The 17,588-nt window shown below is 62.8% G+C and carries 16 protein-coding genes; 4 read left to right on the top strand and 12 right to left on the bottom strand.

All coding sequences use genetic code 11. The features are described from left to right. The first annotated feature begins 19 nt into the window (after window positions 1-19). The gene (gene ybaL, locus NP503_RS14220) at window positions 20-1,816 is read left to right on the top strand and encodes a YbaL family putative K(+) efflux transporter (RefSeq protein ID WP_127272506.1); all 1,797 of its coding nucleotides are present in this window, start codon (window positions 20-22) and stop codon (window positions 1,814-1,816) included. Window positions 1,817-1,885: 69 nt separating this feature from the next. Here ybaL and NP503_RS14215 read toward each other — a convergent pair whose 3' ends face one another. Then, window positions 1,886-2,695, bottom strand: coding sequence for a helix-turn-helix domain-containing protein (locus NP503_RS14215; protein WP_127271895.1), 810 nt, complete (start codon window positions 2,693-2,695; stop codon window positions 1,886-1,888). Between the two features lie 197 nt (window positions 2,696-2,892). On the opposite strand from NP503_RS14215, the gene NP503_RS14210 reads away from it, so the two are divergent. Further along, complete coding sequence (locus NP503_RS14210) at window positions 2,893-3,813, top strand: zinc-binding dehydrogenase (RefSeq protein ID WP_127272551.1); 921 nt, start codon at window positions 2,893-2,895, stop codon at window positions 3,811-3,813. Between the two features lie 13 nt (window positions 3,814-3,826). On the opposite strand, the gene NP503_RS14205 is transcribed toward NP503_RS14210, so the two are convergent. Further along, window positions 3,827-4,579 carry an SDR family NAD(P)-dependent oxidoreductase gene (locus NP503_RS14205; RefSeq protein WP_023812510.1) on the bottom strand — a complete coding sequence of 251 codons (753 nt, stop codon included), beginning with the start codon at window positions 4,577-4,579 and terminating at the stop codon, window positions 3,827-3,829. Between the two features lie 165 nt (window positions 4,580-4,744). Here NP503_RS14205 and NP503_RS14200 point away from each other — a divergent pair, with 165 nt between their 5' ends. Beyond that, the gene (locus tag NP503_RS14200) at window positions 4,745-5,107 is read left to right on the top strand and encodes a nuclear transport factor 2 family protein (RefSeq protein ID WP_127270874.1); all 363 of its coding nucleotides are present in this window, start codon (window positions 4,745-4,747) and stop codon (window positions 5,105-5,107) included. Window positions 5,108-5,116: 9 nt separating this feature from the next. Here the strand turns inward: NP503_RS14200 and NP503_RS14195 are convergent, their stop codons facing one another. From NP503_RS14195 to NP503_RS14155, 9 genes are all read right to left on the bottom strand, one after another. Beyond that, window positions 5,117-7,378 carry a transglycosylase domain-containing protein gene (locus NP503_RS14195; protein ID WP_127270873.1) on the bottom strand — a complete coding sequence of 754 codons (2,262 nt, stop codon included), beginning with the start codon at window positions 7,376-7,378 and terminating at the stop codon, window positions 5,117-5,119. Window positions 7,379-7,527: 149 nt separating this feature from the next. Then, a complete protein-coding gene (locus NP503_RS14190) occupies window positions 7,528-8,514 on the bottom strand; it encodes an SGNH hydrolase domain-containing protein (protein ID WP_127272552.1) in 987 nt (328 codons plus the stop codon). Beyond that, window positions 8,508-9,500 (bottom strand): acyltransferase, encoded by a 993-nt coding sequence (locus NP503_RS14185; protein ID WP_256754973.1) that lies wholly within the window; start codon window positions 9,498-9,500, stop codon window positions 8,508-8,510. The genes NP503_RS14190 and NP503_RS14185 overlap by 7 nt, the downstream gene beginning before the upstream one ends. Before the next feature lie 20 nt (window positions 9,501-9,520). After that, window positions 9,521-10,435, bottom strand: coding sequence for a hypothetical protein (locus tag NP503_RS14180; RefSeq protein WP_127272553.1), 915 nt, complete (start codon window positions 10,433-10,435; stop codon window positions 9,521-9,523). Window positions 10,436-10,465: 30 nt separating this feature from the next. Then, window positions 10,466-10,612: a hypothetical protein gene (locus NP503_RS14175; RefSeq protein WP_013529552.1), complete on the bottom strand. Its 147-nt coding sequence runs from the start codon at window positions 10,610-10,612 to the stop codon at window positions 10,466-10,468. A gap of 25 nt (window positions 10,613-10,637) precedes the next feature. Continuing rightward, window positions 10,638-10,892, bottom strand: coding sequence for a GlsB/YeaQ/YmgE family stress response membrane protein (locus tag NP503_RS14170; protein WP_013529551.1), 255 nt, complete (start codon window positions 10,890-10,892; stop codon window positions 10,638-10,640). Between the two features lie 215 nt (window positions 10,893-11,107). Then, entirely contained in the window at window positions 11,108-11,308 is a 201-nt protein-coding gene (locus NP503_RS14165; RefSeq protein ID WP_027037740.1) for a hypothetical protein, read from the bottom strand. A gap of 104 nt (window positions 11,309-11,412) precedes the next feature. Then, on the bottom strand, window positions 11,413-12,033 hold the full coding sequence (locus tag NP503_RS14160) for a ribonuclease D (RefSeq protein WP_095084743.1): 621 nt from the start codon (window positions 12,031-12,033) through the stop codon (window positions 11,413-11,415). A 125-nt stretch (window positions 12,034-12,158) separates the two neighbouring features. After that, the gene (locus NP503_RS14155) at window positions 12,159-13,544 is read right to left on the bottom strand and encodes a M20/M25/M40 family metallo-hydrolase (RefSeq protein ID WP_127271233.1); all 1,386 of its coding nucleotides are present in this window, start codon (window positions 13,542-13,544) and stop codon (window positions 12,159-12,161) included. Between the two features lie 415 nt (window positions 13,545-13,959). Here NP503_RS14155 and polA point away from each other — a divergent pair, with 415 nt between their 5' ends. Beyond that, the gene (gene polA, locus NP503_RS14150; protein WP_164748733.1) at window positions 13,960-16,911 is read left to right on the top strand and encodes a DNA polymerase I; all 2,952 of its coding nucleotides are present in this window, start codon (window positions 13,960-13,962) and stop codon (window positions 16,909-16,911) included. A 231-nt stretch (window positions 16,912-17,142) separates the two neighbouring features. Here polA and NP503_RS14145 read toward each other — a convergent pair whose 3' ends face one another. Continuing rightward, entirely contained in the window at window positions 17,143-17,547 is a 405-nt protein-coding gene (locus tag NP503_RS14145) for a Fur family transcriptional regulator (RefSeq protein WP_056594898.1), read from the bottom strand. Window positions 17,548-17,588: the final 41 nt, after the last annotated feature.

The raw sequence follows: 17,588 nt of genomic DNA, 5'->3' as shown, positions 1-17,588 counted from the left end.
GAAAGGCGCTCCATAGACAATGCCGCATGACACGCCCCTTATCGCCACCATCGTCGCCGGTCTGGGGCTGGCTTTCGTCTTCGGGGCTCTCGCCAACCGCTTCCGTATCCCGCCGCTGGTCGGTTATCTCGTAGCCGGCGTGCTGGTCGGGCCGAACACGCCTGGCTTCGTCGCCGATGCCGGCCTTGCCAACGAACTGGCCGAAATCGGCGTCATCCTCCTGATGTTCGGCGTCGGGTTGCACTTCTCATTGAAGGATCTTCTGTCGGTGCGCGCCATAGCCGTGCCGGGCGCCGTCGTCCAGATCGGCTTTGCCACCGCACTCGGTGCCGGGTTGTCGTGGATGCTCGGCTGGTCAATGGGCGCGGGACTGGTGTTCGGCCTGGCACTATCGGTCGCCTCGACGGTCGTGCTGCTGCGCGCTCTGCAAGAGCGGCGGATGATCGAGACCGAGCGCGGCCGCATCGCTGTCGGCTGGCTGATCGTCGAGGACCTGGCCATGGTGCTGGCGCTGGTGCTGCTGCCGGCGCTGGCCGGCGTGCTCGGCGGCCAGGAGCAGACCGACGCCCATGCAAGCGGGCTGCTGTCGCTGCCGGCCAGCTACGGCATCTGGGGCGTCGTCGGCATCACGCTGGCCAAGGTCGCCGCCTTCGTCGTCGTCATGCTGGTGGTCGGCCGCCGGGTCATCCCCTGGATCCTGCACTATGTCGCCCACACCGGCTCGCGCGAGCTCTTCCGGCTGGCGGTGCTTGCCATAGCGCTCGGCGTCGCCTTTGGCGCGGCCAAACTGTTTGGGGTCTCACTGGCGCTGGGCGCATTCTTCGCCGGCATGATCATGAGCGAATCCGAACTCAGTCACCGTGCCGCCGAAGAATCCTTGCCGCTGCGCGATGCCTTTTCCGTGTTGTTCTTCGTCTCGGTCGGCATGCTGTTCGACCCGTTCAGCCTGATCAGCAATGGCTGGCCGATCCTGGCAACGCTGGCCATCATCATCATCGGCAAATCGCTGGCGGCGTTCGTCATCGTCGTTGCCTTCGGCTATCCCCTGGCCACCGCATTGATGATTTCGGCAAGCCTTGCCCAGATCGGCGAATTCTCCTTCATCCTGGCCGAGCTCGGCGTCGGGCTGAAACTGTTGCCCGAACAAGGTCGCGACCTCATTCTGGCCGGCGCCATCCTGTCGATCGTCCTCAACCCGCTGATGTTCCTGGCCATCGACTGGATGAAGCCGTGGCTGGAACGGCGCGCCGCCAGGACGGCACCGCCGGTCGAAGCAAAACCGGTTGGTCCGGCGACGGAGCCGGGCCAGGTGGCCTCTGTCGCGGCAACGGCGAAAAGGGAGGACGGGCCGCCGCCCAAGACGGCACTCACAGGCCATGCCATCCTGATCGGCTACGGCCGTGTCGGTGGCCTGGTCGGCTCGGCGTTGAAAGACGCGGCACTGCCCTTCCTGGTCATCGAGGACGCCGACAAGACGCTGGCGAGGCTGAAAGCGGACAGCATCGAGACCGTCGCCGGCAATGCGGCCAATGCCGAAGTGTTTGCCGCCGCCAACCCCGAAGGCGCCAGCCGGCTGATCCTTGCCATCCCCAATGCCTTCGAAGCCGGTCAGATCGTGCTCCGAGCCCGCGCCGCTAATCCCGGTATCAACGTTATCGCCCGGGCCCATTCGGATGCCGAGGTCGAACATCTCAAGGGTTTGGGCGCCGATACGGTGATCATGGGTGAACGCGAGATTGCGCGCGGGATTGTGGAAGAAGTTCTCGGTTCCAAACCGGAGTTGAGGCGCGAAACCGCCGAGCCATCGGTGGCCTGAGTCCCAAAGCCAAGCTGCATTCTCGCACGCTGGCAACCTGATTGGCTCGACCAGCCTTTCAAGTGAGCATTACGCCACGAATGCAGAGCCGCCATTTTGCGCGATACCACTGAGGTATTTGGCCGGCGGCTTCCCAAGCGCCTTCTTGAACATGGTGATGAAGGCCGTGACCGAACCATAGCCGAGATCGCCCGAGACTTGCTGGACACTCTTGCCGGACGCCAGTTCCCGAATTGCAACGATCAAGTGCAATTGCTGGCGCCAGCGCCCGAAACTCAGCCCTGTCTCCTTTGTCACAAGGCGGGCGAGGCTGCTCTCGCTGAGCGCCATGCGCTTGGCCCAGTCCGCCAGCGTGCTGCGGTCGGCAGGGTCTTGCGCCAACGCCTCGGCGATCCTGTTCAAGCGCGGCTCGGATGAGATCGGCAGGTGCAATTGCTGGACAGGCATGCGTGGCAATTCGGTGAGCAGCATTTTGGTCAAGAGTTCGCCCCTCGCCTCGTCGTCCTGCAGCCGATCGGAAAGCTCGATGATCAATTCGCGCAGCAGTGGCGAGATCGAAAGCGTGCAGCACCGCTCCGGCAGGTCGGCCGCTCCCGGCTCTATGTAGACGAAAAAAATCCGGGCGTTGGCGGTTGCGACATTGCTGTGCTCCATGCCGCCGGGGATCCACACCCCGCAATGCGGCGGCACCATCCATAGACCGCTTGGAACGCGGCATGTGACGCCGCCGCCGAGCGCGAAGACGAGCTGGCCTTTGCGGTGCCGGTGGGCGGGGACTTCCGCTCGGGTGTCGGGGATGTCGACGCGCACGGCAATCGCCAACGCGGAAGGGTCATCCACATCGAGATCAAGCCAGGGGTAGCTGAGGGGCCGTCTCATGATTGACTGCTATTAGCGATGAAACGCCATGATAGCTAAATTCTTTAACCGCGGAAGTCGATAGGCTCCGGTTCGCGCAGGGTTGATCTCGTGACGCTGCGCGCCATCGCCGGTATGGCTCGCTACCTACGTGGGTACTCAGCTTGCCGTGCTTTCCAACGCAAGCTGGCACCGACAAGCCAGCAACAAGGTACGCCATGCTCGCCCTGGTCATCTCTCCCGAAAGTGCGACCGGGTTGAGGCTCGCCGACGTCGCCGAGCCTCAACCGGCCTCGAATGAAGCGCTTGTCTCGGTCCACGCCACTTCGTTGAATCGCGGCGAACTGCGCCTGCTTGCCATACGCCCCAAGGGCTGGATACCCGGCCAGGACATTGCGGGGATTGTCGAACGAAGAGCAGCCGATGGTTCCGGGCCAACCGTCGGCGCCCGGGTTGTCGCGTTGGTCGACGAGGCTGGTTGGACCGAACGCATCGCAGTCCCAACCGACCGTCTCGCCGCCCTGCCGGATGACGTCAGCTTCGTTTCCGCAGCCACGCTTCCTGTCGCCGGTACGACGGCGCTGAGGACTCTACGCCATGGCGGGGACCTCGCCGGCCAGCAGGTCTTGATCACCGGCGCAAGCGGTGCGGTCGGTCGTTTCCAGATCCAGCTCGCCCGCCATCAGGGCGGATTCGTGACCGCTGTCGCCGCCGCCCGGCACGCTGAGGATCTCCGCGGCCTCGGAGCCAGGCAGGTTGTCGAAGCGATAGACCTGGCCGAGGGGCCGTTCTCGCTGATTACCGAGTCGGTTGGCGGCCAAAGCCTCGCATGCGCGATCGAACGCGTCGCCCCTGGCGGGACCATCGTCATGTTCGGTTCGAGCAGCGGCGAACTAACGCCCGTCGGATTCCGCCAGTTCGTTCCGGATCATGAAGGAGCGAGGCTTCAGACCTTCGCCTACTACACGTCCGGTCCAGGCATTGGCGAGGACATCGCCTCGCTGCTCGCTCTGGTCGCAGCCGGCCGGCTCGAAACACGCGTGGCCTTGACCGTGCCATGGACAGACATCGCCCAAGCGCTGGACGCACTGCGACAGCGCAGCTTCAGCGGCAAGGCCGTTCTCACCATAACAGGATGAGCATCCTGTTATGTCACACGTGCTGGCCGCCATTGATGTGAATTTCCGAGCCCGTCACATAGGACGCCTGCTGCGAACACAGGAAGAAGATGATGTCGGCGACTTCGGCCGTGGTGCCAAGGCGCCTGAGAGGGATGGTCTCGACGATCTTGTCAGTGCCCGGCGACAGGATCGCGGTGTCGATCTCGCCGGGCGCAATGGCATTGACGCGGATGCCGTGCGGGCCGAAATCATGTGCCATCTCGCGCGTCAGCGAGCCGAGTGCCGCCTTCGATGTGGCGTAGGCCGTGCCGGCGAAGGGATGCACGCGGGTTCCGGCGATCGAGGTTACGTTGACGATCGAGCCCTTGGCCGCCGCCAGCTCCTTGAACAGGCCGCGCGCCAGCATGATCGGCGCGAAGAAATTGACCTGGAACACGTCGCGCCAGACATGCATCGGCGTGTCGATCGAATCCATGCGGCTGTTGCCGTCCTTGAGCTTCGGCGAAATGCCGGCATTGTTGACCAGCGCATGCAACTGGCCGCCATGCGCTTCCAGCCGGTGGCGGATTTCGGAGACGGCGATGCCGACATCCTCCTGATCGGCGAGATCGACCTTGATGTGGTCTTCCGGCCCGGCCGGCCACGGGCAATCCTCGGCGAAAGCCTGCCTGGAGCAGGTGATGACGCGCCAGCCCTCGCGCGAAAAACGCTTGACGGTGGCGTGGCCAATGCCGCGGCTGGCGCCGGTCAGCACGATGGTCTTTCGGGTGTCGAGCTCAGTCATTTCAAGGTCTCCGGCCGGCAGATGTAGCCGAACGCCGCCGAGGTGGCGAGAGGCCGAAATGTCACCATTCACCTCAGAGGAGGAACCGGGAAGCCGGCTCGCCGTTGGTTCGGGAGTTGCAGGACAGGGCGCGGGGTCTCAGATCAAATCAATCGGGACAGAGCCATGACGCAGACAGCACCCCTCGACATAGCCACCGACTTCACCAAGGCGTGGACAAGCCACGACCTCGACAAAGCAGCATCCTTGGTTGCCGACGACGTCGTCTTTGATGGGCCGATGCAGCAATCGACCGGCAAGAAACCCTATCTCGAGGGCCTGACCAAACTATCACAGGATGTGACCGGTGTGCGCATGATCGCGGCCTTCGGTGACGATCACCAGGCGCTGCTGATGTATGATTTGATGACCAAGTCGTCCGGCGCGCTTTCCTGCGCCAAGCACCTCACCATCAGCGATGGCAAGATTCACAGCGACAAACTGACCTTTGACAGCAAGAAGTTGGGCAGCGCCAAGCCACGGAATTAGCGGATCGGATCAGCCGCCAAGGAGGTCGAGGATCGAGGTCTGCCGCTTTTTGCGCGGACCGCCGACGTCGCCTGGCGGCACCGGGTGCTTGATCGACGCGGTGGCGCCGTCATCCTCCGGCATGGAGGGGCCGTCGGCATCGACGGTTTGGGCGGGACGGGCCGCGCGGACCGGCGCTTGGGCAACCGGCGCTGCTGGCCGCGCCGGTGCCTGCTGACCGACCGACGTCGACGGAACCGGCGCCGTGTTGTTCGCCGCGGGTATCTCGTCGGGGACGATTGTGTCGGCCGGCGTCGATTTCCAGGTGCCGGGCAGCGGCCGCACCGGCACACCTTCGTGGGCCGCAACCATGAACTCGTGCCAGGCCTGCGCCGGCAGTGCGCCGCCGGTGACCTTCTTCATCGCGCTGCCATCATCATTGCCGAACCACACACCAGTGGTGAGGTTGGCGGTGTAGCCGACGAACCAGGCGTCGCGCGAATTTTGACTGGTGCCGGTCTTGCCGGCCGATGGCCAGGCGAAAGCCGCTTTCCGGGCAGTGCCGATCTCAACCGTGCCCGTCATCATCGAGTTCATCATGCCGACGATCTCAGGCTTGACGACGCGCGGCGCGCTGCCGCCGCCGCTGTCGTAAAGCACTTTGCCCTCGGTGGTCGTCACGCGCCGGATGAAATGGATGTCCGGCTTGTAGCCGCCATTGGCAAAGGGGACATAGGCCGAGGTCAGCTCCAGCGGCGTCACTTCCGAAGTGCCGAGCGCGATCGAGGTGTTGGCTATCAGGTCGGACTGGATGCCCATGCGGTGCGCCGCCTCGACAACCGCGTTCGGCCCGACCTCCATGGTCAGTTGCGCCGCCACCGAGTTCAGCGACTTGGCCAGCGCGGTGGCCAGCGTCACCTTGCCGAAATACTTGCCGCCGTAATTGTCGGGTGTCCAATTGCCGATCTTGATCGGCGCATCGTTGCGGATGCTGTCGGGCGTGCGACCGGCTTCGAGCGCGGCCATATAGACGAACGGCTTGAACGCCGAGCCCGGCTGGCGACGTGCCTCCGAAGCACGGTCGAACTGGCTCGTCGAATAGTCGTAGCCGCCGACCATGGCACGTACCGCACCGGAATCGTCGATCGACACCAGCGCGCCCTGTGTGACGTTGAGCTTCTTGCCGCTCTCGTCGATCAGTCTGCGGATCGACTGTTCGGCGAGCTTTTGCAGGTTGAGGTCGACGGTGCTGTCGATGACGATGTCGCCGCGCACATCGCCGATCAGGTCGGGCAATTCCTCCATGATGGTGTCGGCGACGTAATTCTCCGAGCCGGTCCAGTAGGACGGCGCACGCGTTGCCGGCGCGCTCATTGCCGAGGTCATTTCCTTGGCGCTGATCTTTCCCTCGTCACGCATGGCGGCAAGCACCAGTTGCGAGCGTTCCTCGGCGGCCTTCGGATCGCGTGCCGGGGACAGCCGCGACGGCGCCTTCAACAGGCCGGCAAGCAATGCGGCTTCCGACAGGGTGACGTCGCGCGCGCTCTTGCCGAAATAGCGGCGCGAGGCGGCCTCGACGCCATAGGCGCCGGAACCGAAATACACCCGATTCAGGTACATTTCGAGGATCTGGTCCTTGGTGTGCTTGTGCTCCAGCCACAGCGCCAGCAGCACTTCCTGCACCTTGCGTTCCAGCGTGCGGTCGGGTGTCAGGAACAGGTTCTTCGCCAATTGCTGGGTCAGCGTCGAACCGCCCTGCGAGAAACGCCCGCCCAGCACGTTGGTGACCATGGCGCGCGACAGACCGATCGGGTCGATGCCGAAATGCGAGTAGAAGCGCCGGTCCTCGATGGCGATGACGGCTTCCGGGATATAGGGCGACATCTCATGCAGGCCGACGGCCTCGCCGCCGCTCATGCCGCGATTGGCGAGCAATTGGCCATCTGCCGAGACGATCTTGATGTTGGGGGCGCGGTCGGGAATCGACCAGGTCGTCGCCGCCGGCATCTTGGCGCCATAGTAGACGACGATGCCGGCCACCGCGATGCCGCCCCAGATGGCGAACACGAAGCACCAGTAGAACAGCCGGCCGAGCACACCGAACAGGCCGCGCCGGCTTCTGCCGCGCTTGGCCCGCGACGATTTCCCTTTGGCCGGCTTGCGTTTTGCGGAGGCTTTGCGATTGCTCGGCACGACGCGATCCTCCTCGTTCACCGAAAGACCCGCCGAGGACCGCGCCTGCGGCGGCCCCTCGAAACTGGGTTCGATGCGACTGTCTCTGCGGTTCGCCATGCGCTGTGCTTGATATCCCCGATGCCTATGGCGTTCGGGTTGAAGAGTAGATGCGGCGGTTTAAAGGCGGGTTAAGTCGTGTTCGAATGCCGGCCCTGGCGTTGGTCAACGATGTTGATGCGAAAAAGCCGCTACGCCTTGATATCTCGCTAGAGACCCGCCGCCTTCGCCAGATAGGGCGCCAGCGCCAGCGCATAGGTGGCCGTCATATGGTGATGGTCGCGCCAGACGATGATGTTGCCGACCACGGCCGAACAGCTGTCCTTGCCACATAAGGCATCGTTCATGTCAACGACACGGACCCCCGGCAATGCCCCTGCGGCGAGGGCGAAGACATCGCTCGTCTCCACCTCCTGTCGCGCGTTGACGCATTTGTCGGCATCGGCGGCCAGGCAATCACCGGGATCGAACTTGACGAAAGGCGTGTTCCGAATGGCGATAATACGCACGCCCGTTCTGTTCAAGTCGCTCCAGATGCTGCGCAAACCGTCGATCATTGCCGGCTCCGGTGTGTCGGAATAGCGAGACTGGCTGGTGAACATCAGGTCTGGCCGCAATTTCCTGATCTCGGCGCGAACGTTGTCGCGCCATGTTGCGCAGGCCTCATACGGCTTACCTTCATCCGTCACCGCGGCAAGGGTGAAAGGGCATGCAGCCTTGGTGAAGGTGACCAATTTCCACTTGCGGTCCCTGGCAATCTTGTCGATGGCCGGGATCCATTGTGCTGCGTGTGAATCGCCTGCGACGACAATGGTTCTGGTTCCCTGGGGATCGCCGAGCTGGCAGCCCACAGCTTGCGTGCTGTCCTGCTCCTGATGGCATTTCAGTCGATAGACGATCGGTACGTCACGCCTGAGTTTGCCGAGGGATGGCAGCAGTTGCACGTCGCGCGGAACCGAAGCGTTGGCAAGAAGCGCTGCCGGCCCTGGATAATTCGGTGTCCCGATCAGGCTGATATCGACGTCTTTCCTGTCGAGCGCATAGCCGAGCCCACCCGACATCATCACGCAGACGGCAACGGCGGCAGTGGCATAGGCCAGAGGTTTCCGTTCCGTATCCGACCGCGGCTGCCGGTAGCGCTGTTCGACATATCGGTAGGAAAGATCCGAGATTGCCAGCGTCAGGGCGATCAGCACGAGACCTGCAAGGAGCCCGGCCGCGGGGCGATGCGCCGAATAGAAAACAACCAGCGGCCAATGCCAGAGGTAGATCGAATACGACCGGTCGCCGACATAGCAAAGGATGCTGGCATCAAGTCCGCGAACCGGCCCAGTTTGATGCCGCCGGCGGCAATGATGAGCACCGTCCCCAAGGTCGGCAGCAAGGCAAGAGCGCCAGGAAATGACGTCGAGGCGGAAAAGAAAAGCGCTGAAAACCCGATGGCGCCAATACCGGTCATCGCCATTGCGGCGCGCAATGGCAGCCCTGCCCTGAACCGATGGACCGTCAGCGCCAGCAGGCCACCGAGCGCCAGCTCCCACAGACGGGTATGGGTTACGAAATAAGCGGCGGCCGGATCGCTCCGGGTGATGACAACCGAGCTGATCAGCGATCCGGCAAAAACCGCGGTCAGCCCCACGAGGAATACGTCTTTCGCTGGCCGCCCGAGACGGCGCGCCAGCCAAAGGCCTGCCACCATCAGCAATGGCCAGACGATATAGAACTGCTCCTCGATGGATAGAGACCAGTAATGTTGTACCGGGCTCGCCGCCTCCTCGGCGCCGAGATAGTCGACCGCCTGCCAGGCAAGCCGCCAGTTCTGCACATAGAGCGCACTGGCAGCGACCTGGATTGCCGTCTCTTCCCAACGTGCCATGGACAGGAAGACCAGCGTTCCGGCGAGCGTGGCAAGAAGGGCCAGGATCGCAGTCGGCAGCAGTCGCCGCACTCGCCGCGAATAAAAGGCCATCAGCGAGATGCGGCCGTCGCGCAGCGCCATGCGGGCAAGCAGACCGGTGATGAGATAGCCCGAGATGACGAAGAACACATCGACCCCGACATACCCGCCAGGAAGAACCGCGGGCCAGATGTGGAAAACCACCACCAGGGCAACGGCTATGCCACGCAGCCCCTGGATTTCAGGCCGCAATGCAACAGGCCCCTCAGCGTTTTCTGTCAACACCACCCGCCTCAGACCTGATTTCAGATCGGCTCGAACTTCACATCCGGCTGGTCGGGACCGCCGGCTTGCCGCAACAGCGCGAGAATGTGTTCGCTCCTGTCAACCTGCTGTCGCCTCCAGTTCGAGGCGTTAGTCACGTGCAGCCAGCCATCGACCACCATGAAAAAATCCTCGGATTGATCATGTCCCGCGCCGAAGCGAAGCGATTTGTTTTCGGCGAACCGAACCAGCGCCGGATCGATCGACCTGTAGAGCACCGGCCAGTTGCCGCCGCCGGAATCCATATGAAACTTGTAGCTCGGGGCGAAATCCAGCCGCCGCCGCAACAGGCTTCCATGGAAAAAACAGAAGCCGGGCCACAGGAACCAGCCGCCTGGTGTCGGCGTATCGCGCCGCACGCTGCCGTATAGGCTCTTGCCCTCCATTCGGTCGCGGATCGAAAATGGTTCAGTTGGAAAGATGTCATGATCGATGAAGCCGAAAAGCTTCGGCCCGAACCCAGGCAAGAAATTCCGCACGATCCAGTTGAGCGCTTGACCGTGCGATCTGCTGACGACCAGCCTGTTCTTCGGCAATGCCACATAGGGGACATGCTGGCGACGGCAGAGATCGCGGATCGCTTCCCTTGCATCGTCCTTGTTGCTGTTGTCGAAAACGATGTAGCTTTCGTGCTCGGCCAGGTATCTGCGTACCAGGTGGATTTGCCATTCGATCATTTCGGGCCGGTTGAAGGCTACGGTGGCTATGATCGTATCGCGGAAAGCCTGCTCTCGCCCCTGCAATTCGCTGACCGGCGCGGATGTCCTCAGGAAGCGAAACACCCGCCAATGATAGCGCAGCAGCGCCTCGCGTCTTGGCGGCCTGTTCAGCCTCTCCCATTCCGCAACGGTAATTCTGGGCTGATCGACGTCTTCCGGAGCGTCAGAAGCCACCATGTCGTGCTCCTGCATGTGCCGTTCGACGGCTCAGTTCTGCTGGATCGAAATGCCCTTGTCGTCGATCTTGAGTTCGACGCCCTTGGGTTTGGTCTGCTCGCGATAGACGTAGATGCCGAGGGCAATGACCACGACGACGAGCGCGCCAATGACGAGATAGAGCGTATTCTGTTTCATGGCGCGCTCTTTGCGTTGTCGAGCCTCAGGCTCGTTTCAGGACCTTGACCAGCACCAGCAGGATGATGGCGCCGATGGTGGCATGGATGATCGCGGCGAGAGTGCCGCCGCCGATGGAAAATCCGATCCTCGGAAACAGCCAGCCGGCGATGAACGCGCCGACGATGCCGACGATGATGTTGCCGATAAGGCCGAAGCCGAAACCGGAAACGATAAGACCGGCGAGCCAGCCGGCGATGGCACCGATGATGATGAAGACGAGCAGGCTTTCGACACCCATAGAGAGTTCCTCCGAGCAAGAGGGCGACGGCGGAACGGAAAGCTCCGAATCGGCCTCGATATCAACGGCTTCAGGCTATTCGAAAGCGACCAGCCTCACCAGCGGCGCCATCACTAGAGCAATTCTAGGAAAAGTGTAAAGCGGTTTTCCGTCCAAAATTGCGTCAAAACAAAGAGTTAGAGCAGCTCGCCGTTTCCGTGAAACGGTGAACTGCTCTAGTCGTCATCGTCGCTTGCGGCAGGGCGCCAGCTGGTCGGCTCGACCTTCTTTTGCGTGTGACTGTCGATATAGACCCACCAGCCGTCGTCGCGATATTGCGCGATGGATTCGTTGATCACGCCGTCGCTGTCCTTCCACGTGACGGAGACCTTGGAGCCGTCTGTCGGCGCGGTCGCAATCGGCTTTCTGTCCGCCATGTCATCATCCCCCAATTGCACCGACAAACTGAGCCGACAGAACGCCGCGGCCCGCATCCGGTTCCAGCCGGTACCGGCTGCGCGATGTGCTGGCCGGACGACCGTCAGCTGTGGGCAAAGATATCCTCTTCGTCCCAGCCCATCAGGTCAAGCTTGGCACGCGTCGGCAGGAAGCGGAAGCAGGCATCGGCCTCCTTGGTCCGCCCATCGCGCGCCAGGCGTCCGGCGAGCACATCGCGCAAACGGTGCAGATAGAGCACGTCGGAAGCGGCATATTCGAGCTGTTCGGGCGACAGCGTCTCGGCCGCCCAGTCCGACGATTGCTGCGCCTTGGAGAGGCCAACGCCAAGAAGCTCGAAGCAGATGTCCTTCAGCCCGTGGCGGTCGGTGTAGGTGCGGGTCAGCCGCGAGGCGATTTTGGTGCAGAACACCGGCTCCGGCATCACGCCGAACGCATTGTAGAGCACGGCAAGATCGAAGCGTCCGTAGTGGAACAGCTTGGTTACGCCACGGTTCCGCAGCAGGCTGACGAGGTTCGGCGCCTTCTTCTGGCCAGGCGCGATCTGGATGACGTCGGCCGTGCCGTCGCCGGGCGAAATCTGCACCACGCACAGCCGGTCACGATGCGGATTGAGCCCGAGCGTCTCGGTGTCGATGGCCACTGCCCCGACATTGTAGTGCGAGAGGTCGGGCAGGTCGTTTTTATGGAAACGGATATCGGCCATTGTCTTCTCCGGTCGAGCTCTACAGTGTCCCCTGACCCGCAAGGGACGCTGCAGCGCTTTGTCTTGTGGCCCGTCCTCGCCGCGATCCGCTGAAAAATCAACAGGAAAACAGGAGTTTCCGCCGCTCAGCGCGTCAAGGCATCGAGAATCCGCGCCCAGGAGCGCTGGCCCTTGTGGAAGGAGCTGAGCTCGTATTTCTCGTTGGGCGAGTGGATGCGGTCGTCGTCGAGGCCGAACCCGACCAGCAGCGATTCCATACCGAGATAGGTCTGGAAATCGCCGACAACCGGAATGGAGCCGCCGCTGCCCGTCGTCACCGCCGGCTTCGGCCATTCGTCGGACAGCGCATTCTTGGCCTTGGCGAGGAAGGGCGAGTCGTAGGAAAGCTGGATTGCCGGCGAGCCGCCATGCGGATGGAATTCGACCGAACAGTCGGCCGGAATCCGCTCCTTGACGAATTTCTGGAACGCAGCGCGAATTTTCTTGGGATCCTGCTTGTGGACAAGGCGAAACGACACCTTCGCCGAGGCTTCCGCCGCGATCACCGTCTTGAAGCCCTTGCCGGTATAGCCGCCGATGATGCCGTTGAACTCGGCCGTCGGCCGCGCCCAGGTCAACTCCAGCACGGAGCGGCCCTTTTCGCCCGACGGGATCGACAGGCCGACCGGTCCGAGGAACGTCTCGGCGGTCTCGCCGAGCGTCTCCCATGATTTCAGGATCTGCGACGGTGTTTCCTCGACGCCGTCATAGAAGCCGGGGATGGTGATATGGCCGTCCTTGTCGTGGATATCGGCCAGCACCCTGGCCAGGATCCGGATCGGATTGGCGGCGGCACCGCCATAGAGGCCGGAATGCAGGTCGCGATCGGCCGCCTTCACCGTGATCTCCTCGCCGACCAGCCCGCGCAATCCCACACAGATCGACGGCGTCTCGCGGTCCCACATGCCGGTATCGCAAACCAGCGCGAAATCGGCCTTGAGTTCGTCGGCATTGGCTTCGAGGAACGGCTTCAACGAGGGCGAGCCGGATTCCTCTTCGCCCTCGAACAGGATGGTGATGCGGCAAGGCAGATTGCCGTGCACCTGTTTCCAGGCGCGGCAAGCCTCTACGAAGGTCATCAACTGGCCTTTGTCGTCGGCCGACCCGCGTCCGGTGATCACCTTGTGATCCGGCCCGACCTCCTTGACAGCAGGCGCGAACGGATCGCTTTCCCACAATTCGATCGGATCGACCGGCTGAACGTCATAATGGCCGTAAAACAGCACATGCGGCGAACCGGCCGGGCCGTCATGGTGCGCAACCACCATCGGGTGGCCTGGTGTGTCGCGAACGCTGGCGTCGAAGCCGATCAGCTTGAGTTCGGCCACCAGCCATTCCGCCGCCTTGCGGCAATCGGCGGCAAAGGCCGGATCGGTGGAGATCGACTTGATCTTGAGCAAGCCGAACAGGCGCTCGAGGCTCTGGTCGAGATTGTTGTCGAGACGGTCGAGGACGGGGGAAATTGCGGACATATGTGAAGCCTTTCGATTCAGAACCCGAACCGTAAAGGCAGGACAGGAAAACGAAAAGCCCGCGATCATTGGACCACGGGCTGCAAACGTCTGTCTGGGATAAAAAAGACCGCCGTGGTGGAGGGGGAACCACGGCGGCCTTCTACTCGAAACGATGCGGCAGCCCGGAGAGGGGGGATAGGCTGCCGCAGGTGTCCGGATTAGGCGGGGGACGGGCCTTGCTCCGGACTCGGCGAAAACTGCCGATGACGTGTATTTGGGTCTCTGAACGTGGCGATTCAAGGGCACGAAAATTACAGTTTTGTAACATAGGCGTGAGCAGGGTGACGGCGATCTGTCAGGGTGTTGCCGGAACCGATAGTCGACGCTGCCTTTGGCATGGACCAAGCCGCCGCGCCGCGCTATCCCTGCCGGCATGAAAAAAGGCGATCATCTCTTCCTTGTCGACGGCTCCGGCTACATCTTCCGTGCCTATCACGCGCTGCCGCCGCTGACCCGCAAATCCGACGGCCTGCCGGTGGGCGCCGTTTCCGGCTTCTGCAACATGCTGTGGAAGCTGATGCTCGACGCCCGCAACACCGATGTAGGCATTGTGCCAACGCATTTCGCCGTCATTTTCGACTATTCGTCGAAAACCTTCCGCAACGACCTCTACCCCGAATACAAGGCCAACCGCTCGGCACCGCCGGAAGATCTGATCCCGCAATTCGGCCTGATCCGCCAGGCGACCAGGGCGTTCAACCTGCCCTGCGTCGAGATCGAAGGCTACGAGGCCGACGATCTGATCGCCACCTATGCGAGGCTCGCCTGCGAAGCCGGCGGCGATACCACCATCATCTCCTCCGACAAGGACCTGATGCAGCTGGTTGGCGATACGGTCGCCATGTACGACCCGATGAAGGACCGCCAGATCGGCATTCCGGAAGTCATAGAAAAATGGGGCGTGCCGCCGGAGAAGATGGTCGACCTGCAGGCGCTGACCGGCGATTCGGTCGACAATGTGCCTGGTGTGCCCGGCATAGGGCCGAAGACGGCGGCGCAACTGCTCGAACAGTTCGGTGACCTCGACACGCTGCTGGCCCGGGCCGGCGAGATCAAGCAGGACAAGAGGCGCGAATCGATCATCGCCAATGCCGACAAGGCGCGCATTTCTCGTCAGCTGGTGACGCTGATGAACGATGTGCCGGTGACCGAGGGACTGGAGGATTTCGTGCTGCACGCGCCGGACGGTCCGAAGCTGATCGGTTTCCTCAAGACCATGGAATTCACGTCACTGACCCGCCGTGTGGCGGAAGCGACCAGCACCGAGGCCGGCGACGTCCAGGCCGTCGCGGTCACCGTCGAACGCGCCGATCATGCTCATGGCCCAGATGTCGGGGCCGGGTTGCCGCCGGTTGCCCGAAACGCGTCCGGCACTGAACCGGACGAAGCCGGCGGGACGGCGGAGACGTCAAAACAAGGCGATACCCCTTCCCTGCTCGCGGCACTGCGGCTGGAGCGCGCGGCCACCGGCAAGATCGATATTTCTGCCTATCATTGCATTCGCGATGTCTCGACCCTGAAAGCCTGGGTGGCCGAGGCACGGGAGGCGGGCATCGCCGCCTTCGATGTCCGGGCAACATCGGCTGATCCGATGCAGGCCGAACTCATCGGCATGGCCATCGCCACAGCGCCCGGCCGCGCCGCCTACATTCCTTTTGCCCACATGAGCGGCAATGGCGACCTGCTCGGTGGTGGCGCGCTCGAAAACCAGATTGCGCTGCGCGAGGCGCTGGCCGTGCTGAAACCGCTGCTCGAAGACCGATCGGTTCTCAAGGTGGCGCAGAATCTGAAATACGATCTTGTGATCATGAGCCGCTACGGCATCGATGTCGCGCCGTTCGACGACACCATGCTGATCTCCTACGTGCTCGATGCCGGCACGCCCCATGGTCATGGCATGGATGCGCTTGCCGAAAAGTGGCTCGGTCATACCCCTCTCCAACTCAAGGATGTGACCGGCTCGGGCAAAAGCTCCGTCGGTTTCGATCAGGTCGACATCGACAAGGCGACGGCTCATGCCGCTGAGGACGCCGATGTGACGCTTCGGCTCTGGCTGGTGCTGAAACCGCGGCTTGCCGCCAAGGGCCTGGTGTCTGTCTATGAGCGGTTGGAGCGGCCGCTGGTGCCGGTGCTGGCGCGCATGGAACAGCGCGGCATCTCGGTCGACCGGCAGATCCTGTCGCGGCTCTCCGGCGAACTGGCCCAGGGCGCCGCTCGCCTTGAAGAGGAAATCTACCAGCTCATCGGCGAACGCATCAACATCGGCTCGCCAAAGCAGCTCGGCGACATCCTGTTCGGGCGCATGGGCCTGCCCGGCGGTTCCAAGACCAAGACCGGCCAGTGGTCGACGTCGGCGCAGCTTCTCGAAGATCTCGCCGCGGAAGGCCACGAACTGCCGCGCAAGATCGTCGACTGGCGCCAGCTGACCAAGCTGAAATCGACCTATACTGATGCGCTGCCCGGCTTCATCCATCCCGACACCAAGCGCGTCCACACGTCCTACGCGCTGGCCGCGACGACGACGGGCCGGCTGTCGTCCTCCGACCCGAACCTGCAGAACATCCCGGTTCGCACCGCCGAAGGCCGCAAGATCAGGACCGCCTTCATCACCGACAAGAGCCACCGCCTGGTCTCGGCCGACTACAGCCAGATCGAGCTGCGGGTGCTCGCCCATGTCGCCGAAATCCCGCAATTGCGGCAGGCTTTCGCCGACGGCGCCGACATCCATGCCATCACCGCGTCGGAGATGTTCAACGTGCCGGTCGAAGGCATGCCTTCGGAAGTCCGCCGCCGCGCCAAGGCGATCAATTTCGGCATCATCTACGGCATTTCGGCCTTCGGTCTCGCCAATCAGTTGTCGATCCCGCGCGAGGAGGCAGGCAACTACATCAAGAAGTATTTCGAGCGCTTCCCCGGCATCCGAGACTATATCGAGGAGACCAAGGCCTATGCCCGCGAGCATGGCTTTGTCGAAACGATCTTCGGCCGCCGCATCCATTACCCCGATATAAGATCGTCCAATCCCTCGCTCCGCGCGTTCAACGAGCGCGCCTCGATCAACGCCCGCCTGCAAGGCACCGCCGCCGACATCATCCGCCGTGCCATGATCCGCATGGAGGAGGCTCTGGAAAAAGCAGGCCTTTCGGCACGCATGCTGCTGCAGGTGCATGACGAATTGATCTTCGAGACCGTCGAGGCGGAAGTCGAGGCAACGATCCCGGTCGTGCGTCACGTCATGGAGAACGCGGCGATGCCGGCGGTCTCGATGTCGGTGCCGCTGCATGTCGACGCGCGGGCGGCGAACAACTGGGACGAGGCGCATTAGCCGTCGTCGTCATCCTAGGGCGGAGCGACGCGAAGCGGAGCGCAGACCCTAGGATCCATGCCGTTACATTAGCCTTGGATGCAACGGTGCAAAATGAAGCCGCTTCCGAGGCTGCGCCAAGTATCCTTAAATCTGGGCCGCCGCGACATTCTCATGTCACGGCATGGATCCTAGGGTCTCCGCGACGTCGCTTCGCTCCTGCTTCGCCCTAGGATGACGAAGCGATGGGCCTCAAGCCGCTTCGGCCAGGCACTTGGCACACGTCCCGCGAAATTCGATCACCGCCTTCTTGGCGGCGAAGCCGGTGGAGCGCACCCATTCGTCCAACTGGTGGCCGACATCGTGGTCGGACATTTCGGTGACCTGCCCGCATGTGTCGCAGATCGCGAAGGCGGTCATCGAGTGGTTGTGGTCGTGCGGTTCGGCGCAGGCGACGAAGGAGTTGATGCTTTCGAGCCGATGCACGAAACCTGACTTCACCAGCGTATCGAGCGCGCGATAGACCTGGAGCGGCGCGCGAAAACCGCGCTCGCGCAGTTGGTCGAGCAAGGTGTAGGCACTGAGCGGTCCGCTGGCGGTCTCGAGTTTCTCGAGCACGCACAGCTGGTTCTTCGTCAGCACATCCCTTGCCGCCATGATCCTGTTTCCAACTCGCCTTGCGTCGCTTGTGCCGCGCA

The sequence above is a fragment of the Mesorhizobium sp. SEMIA396 genome (genome assembly GCF_024518615.1).
GTDB lineage: Bacteria > Pseudomonadota > Alphaproteobacteria > Rhizobiales > Rhizobiaceae > Mesorhizobium.
The sequence above is the reverse complement of the archived record's forward strand: the minus strand, read 5'-3'. Positions and strand labels throughout refer to the sequence as shown.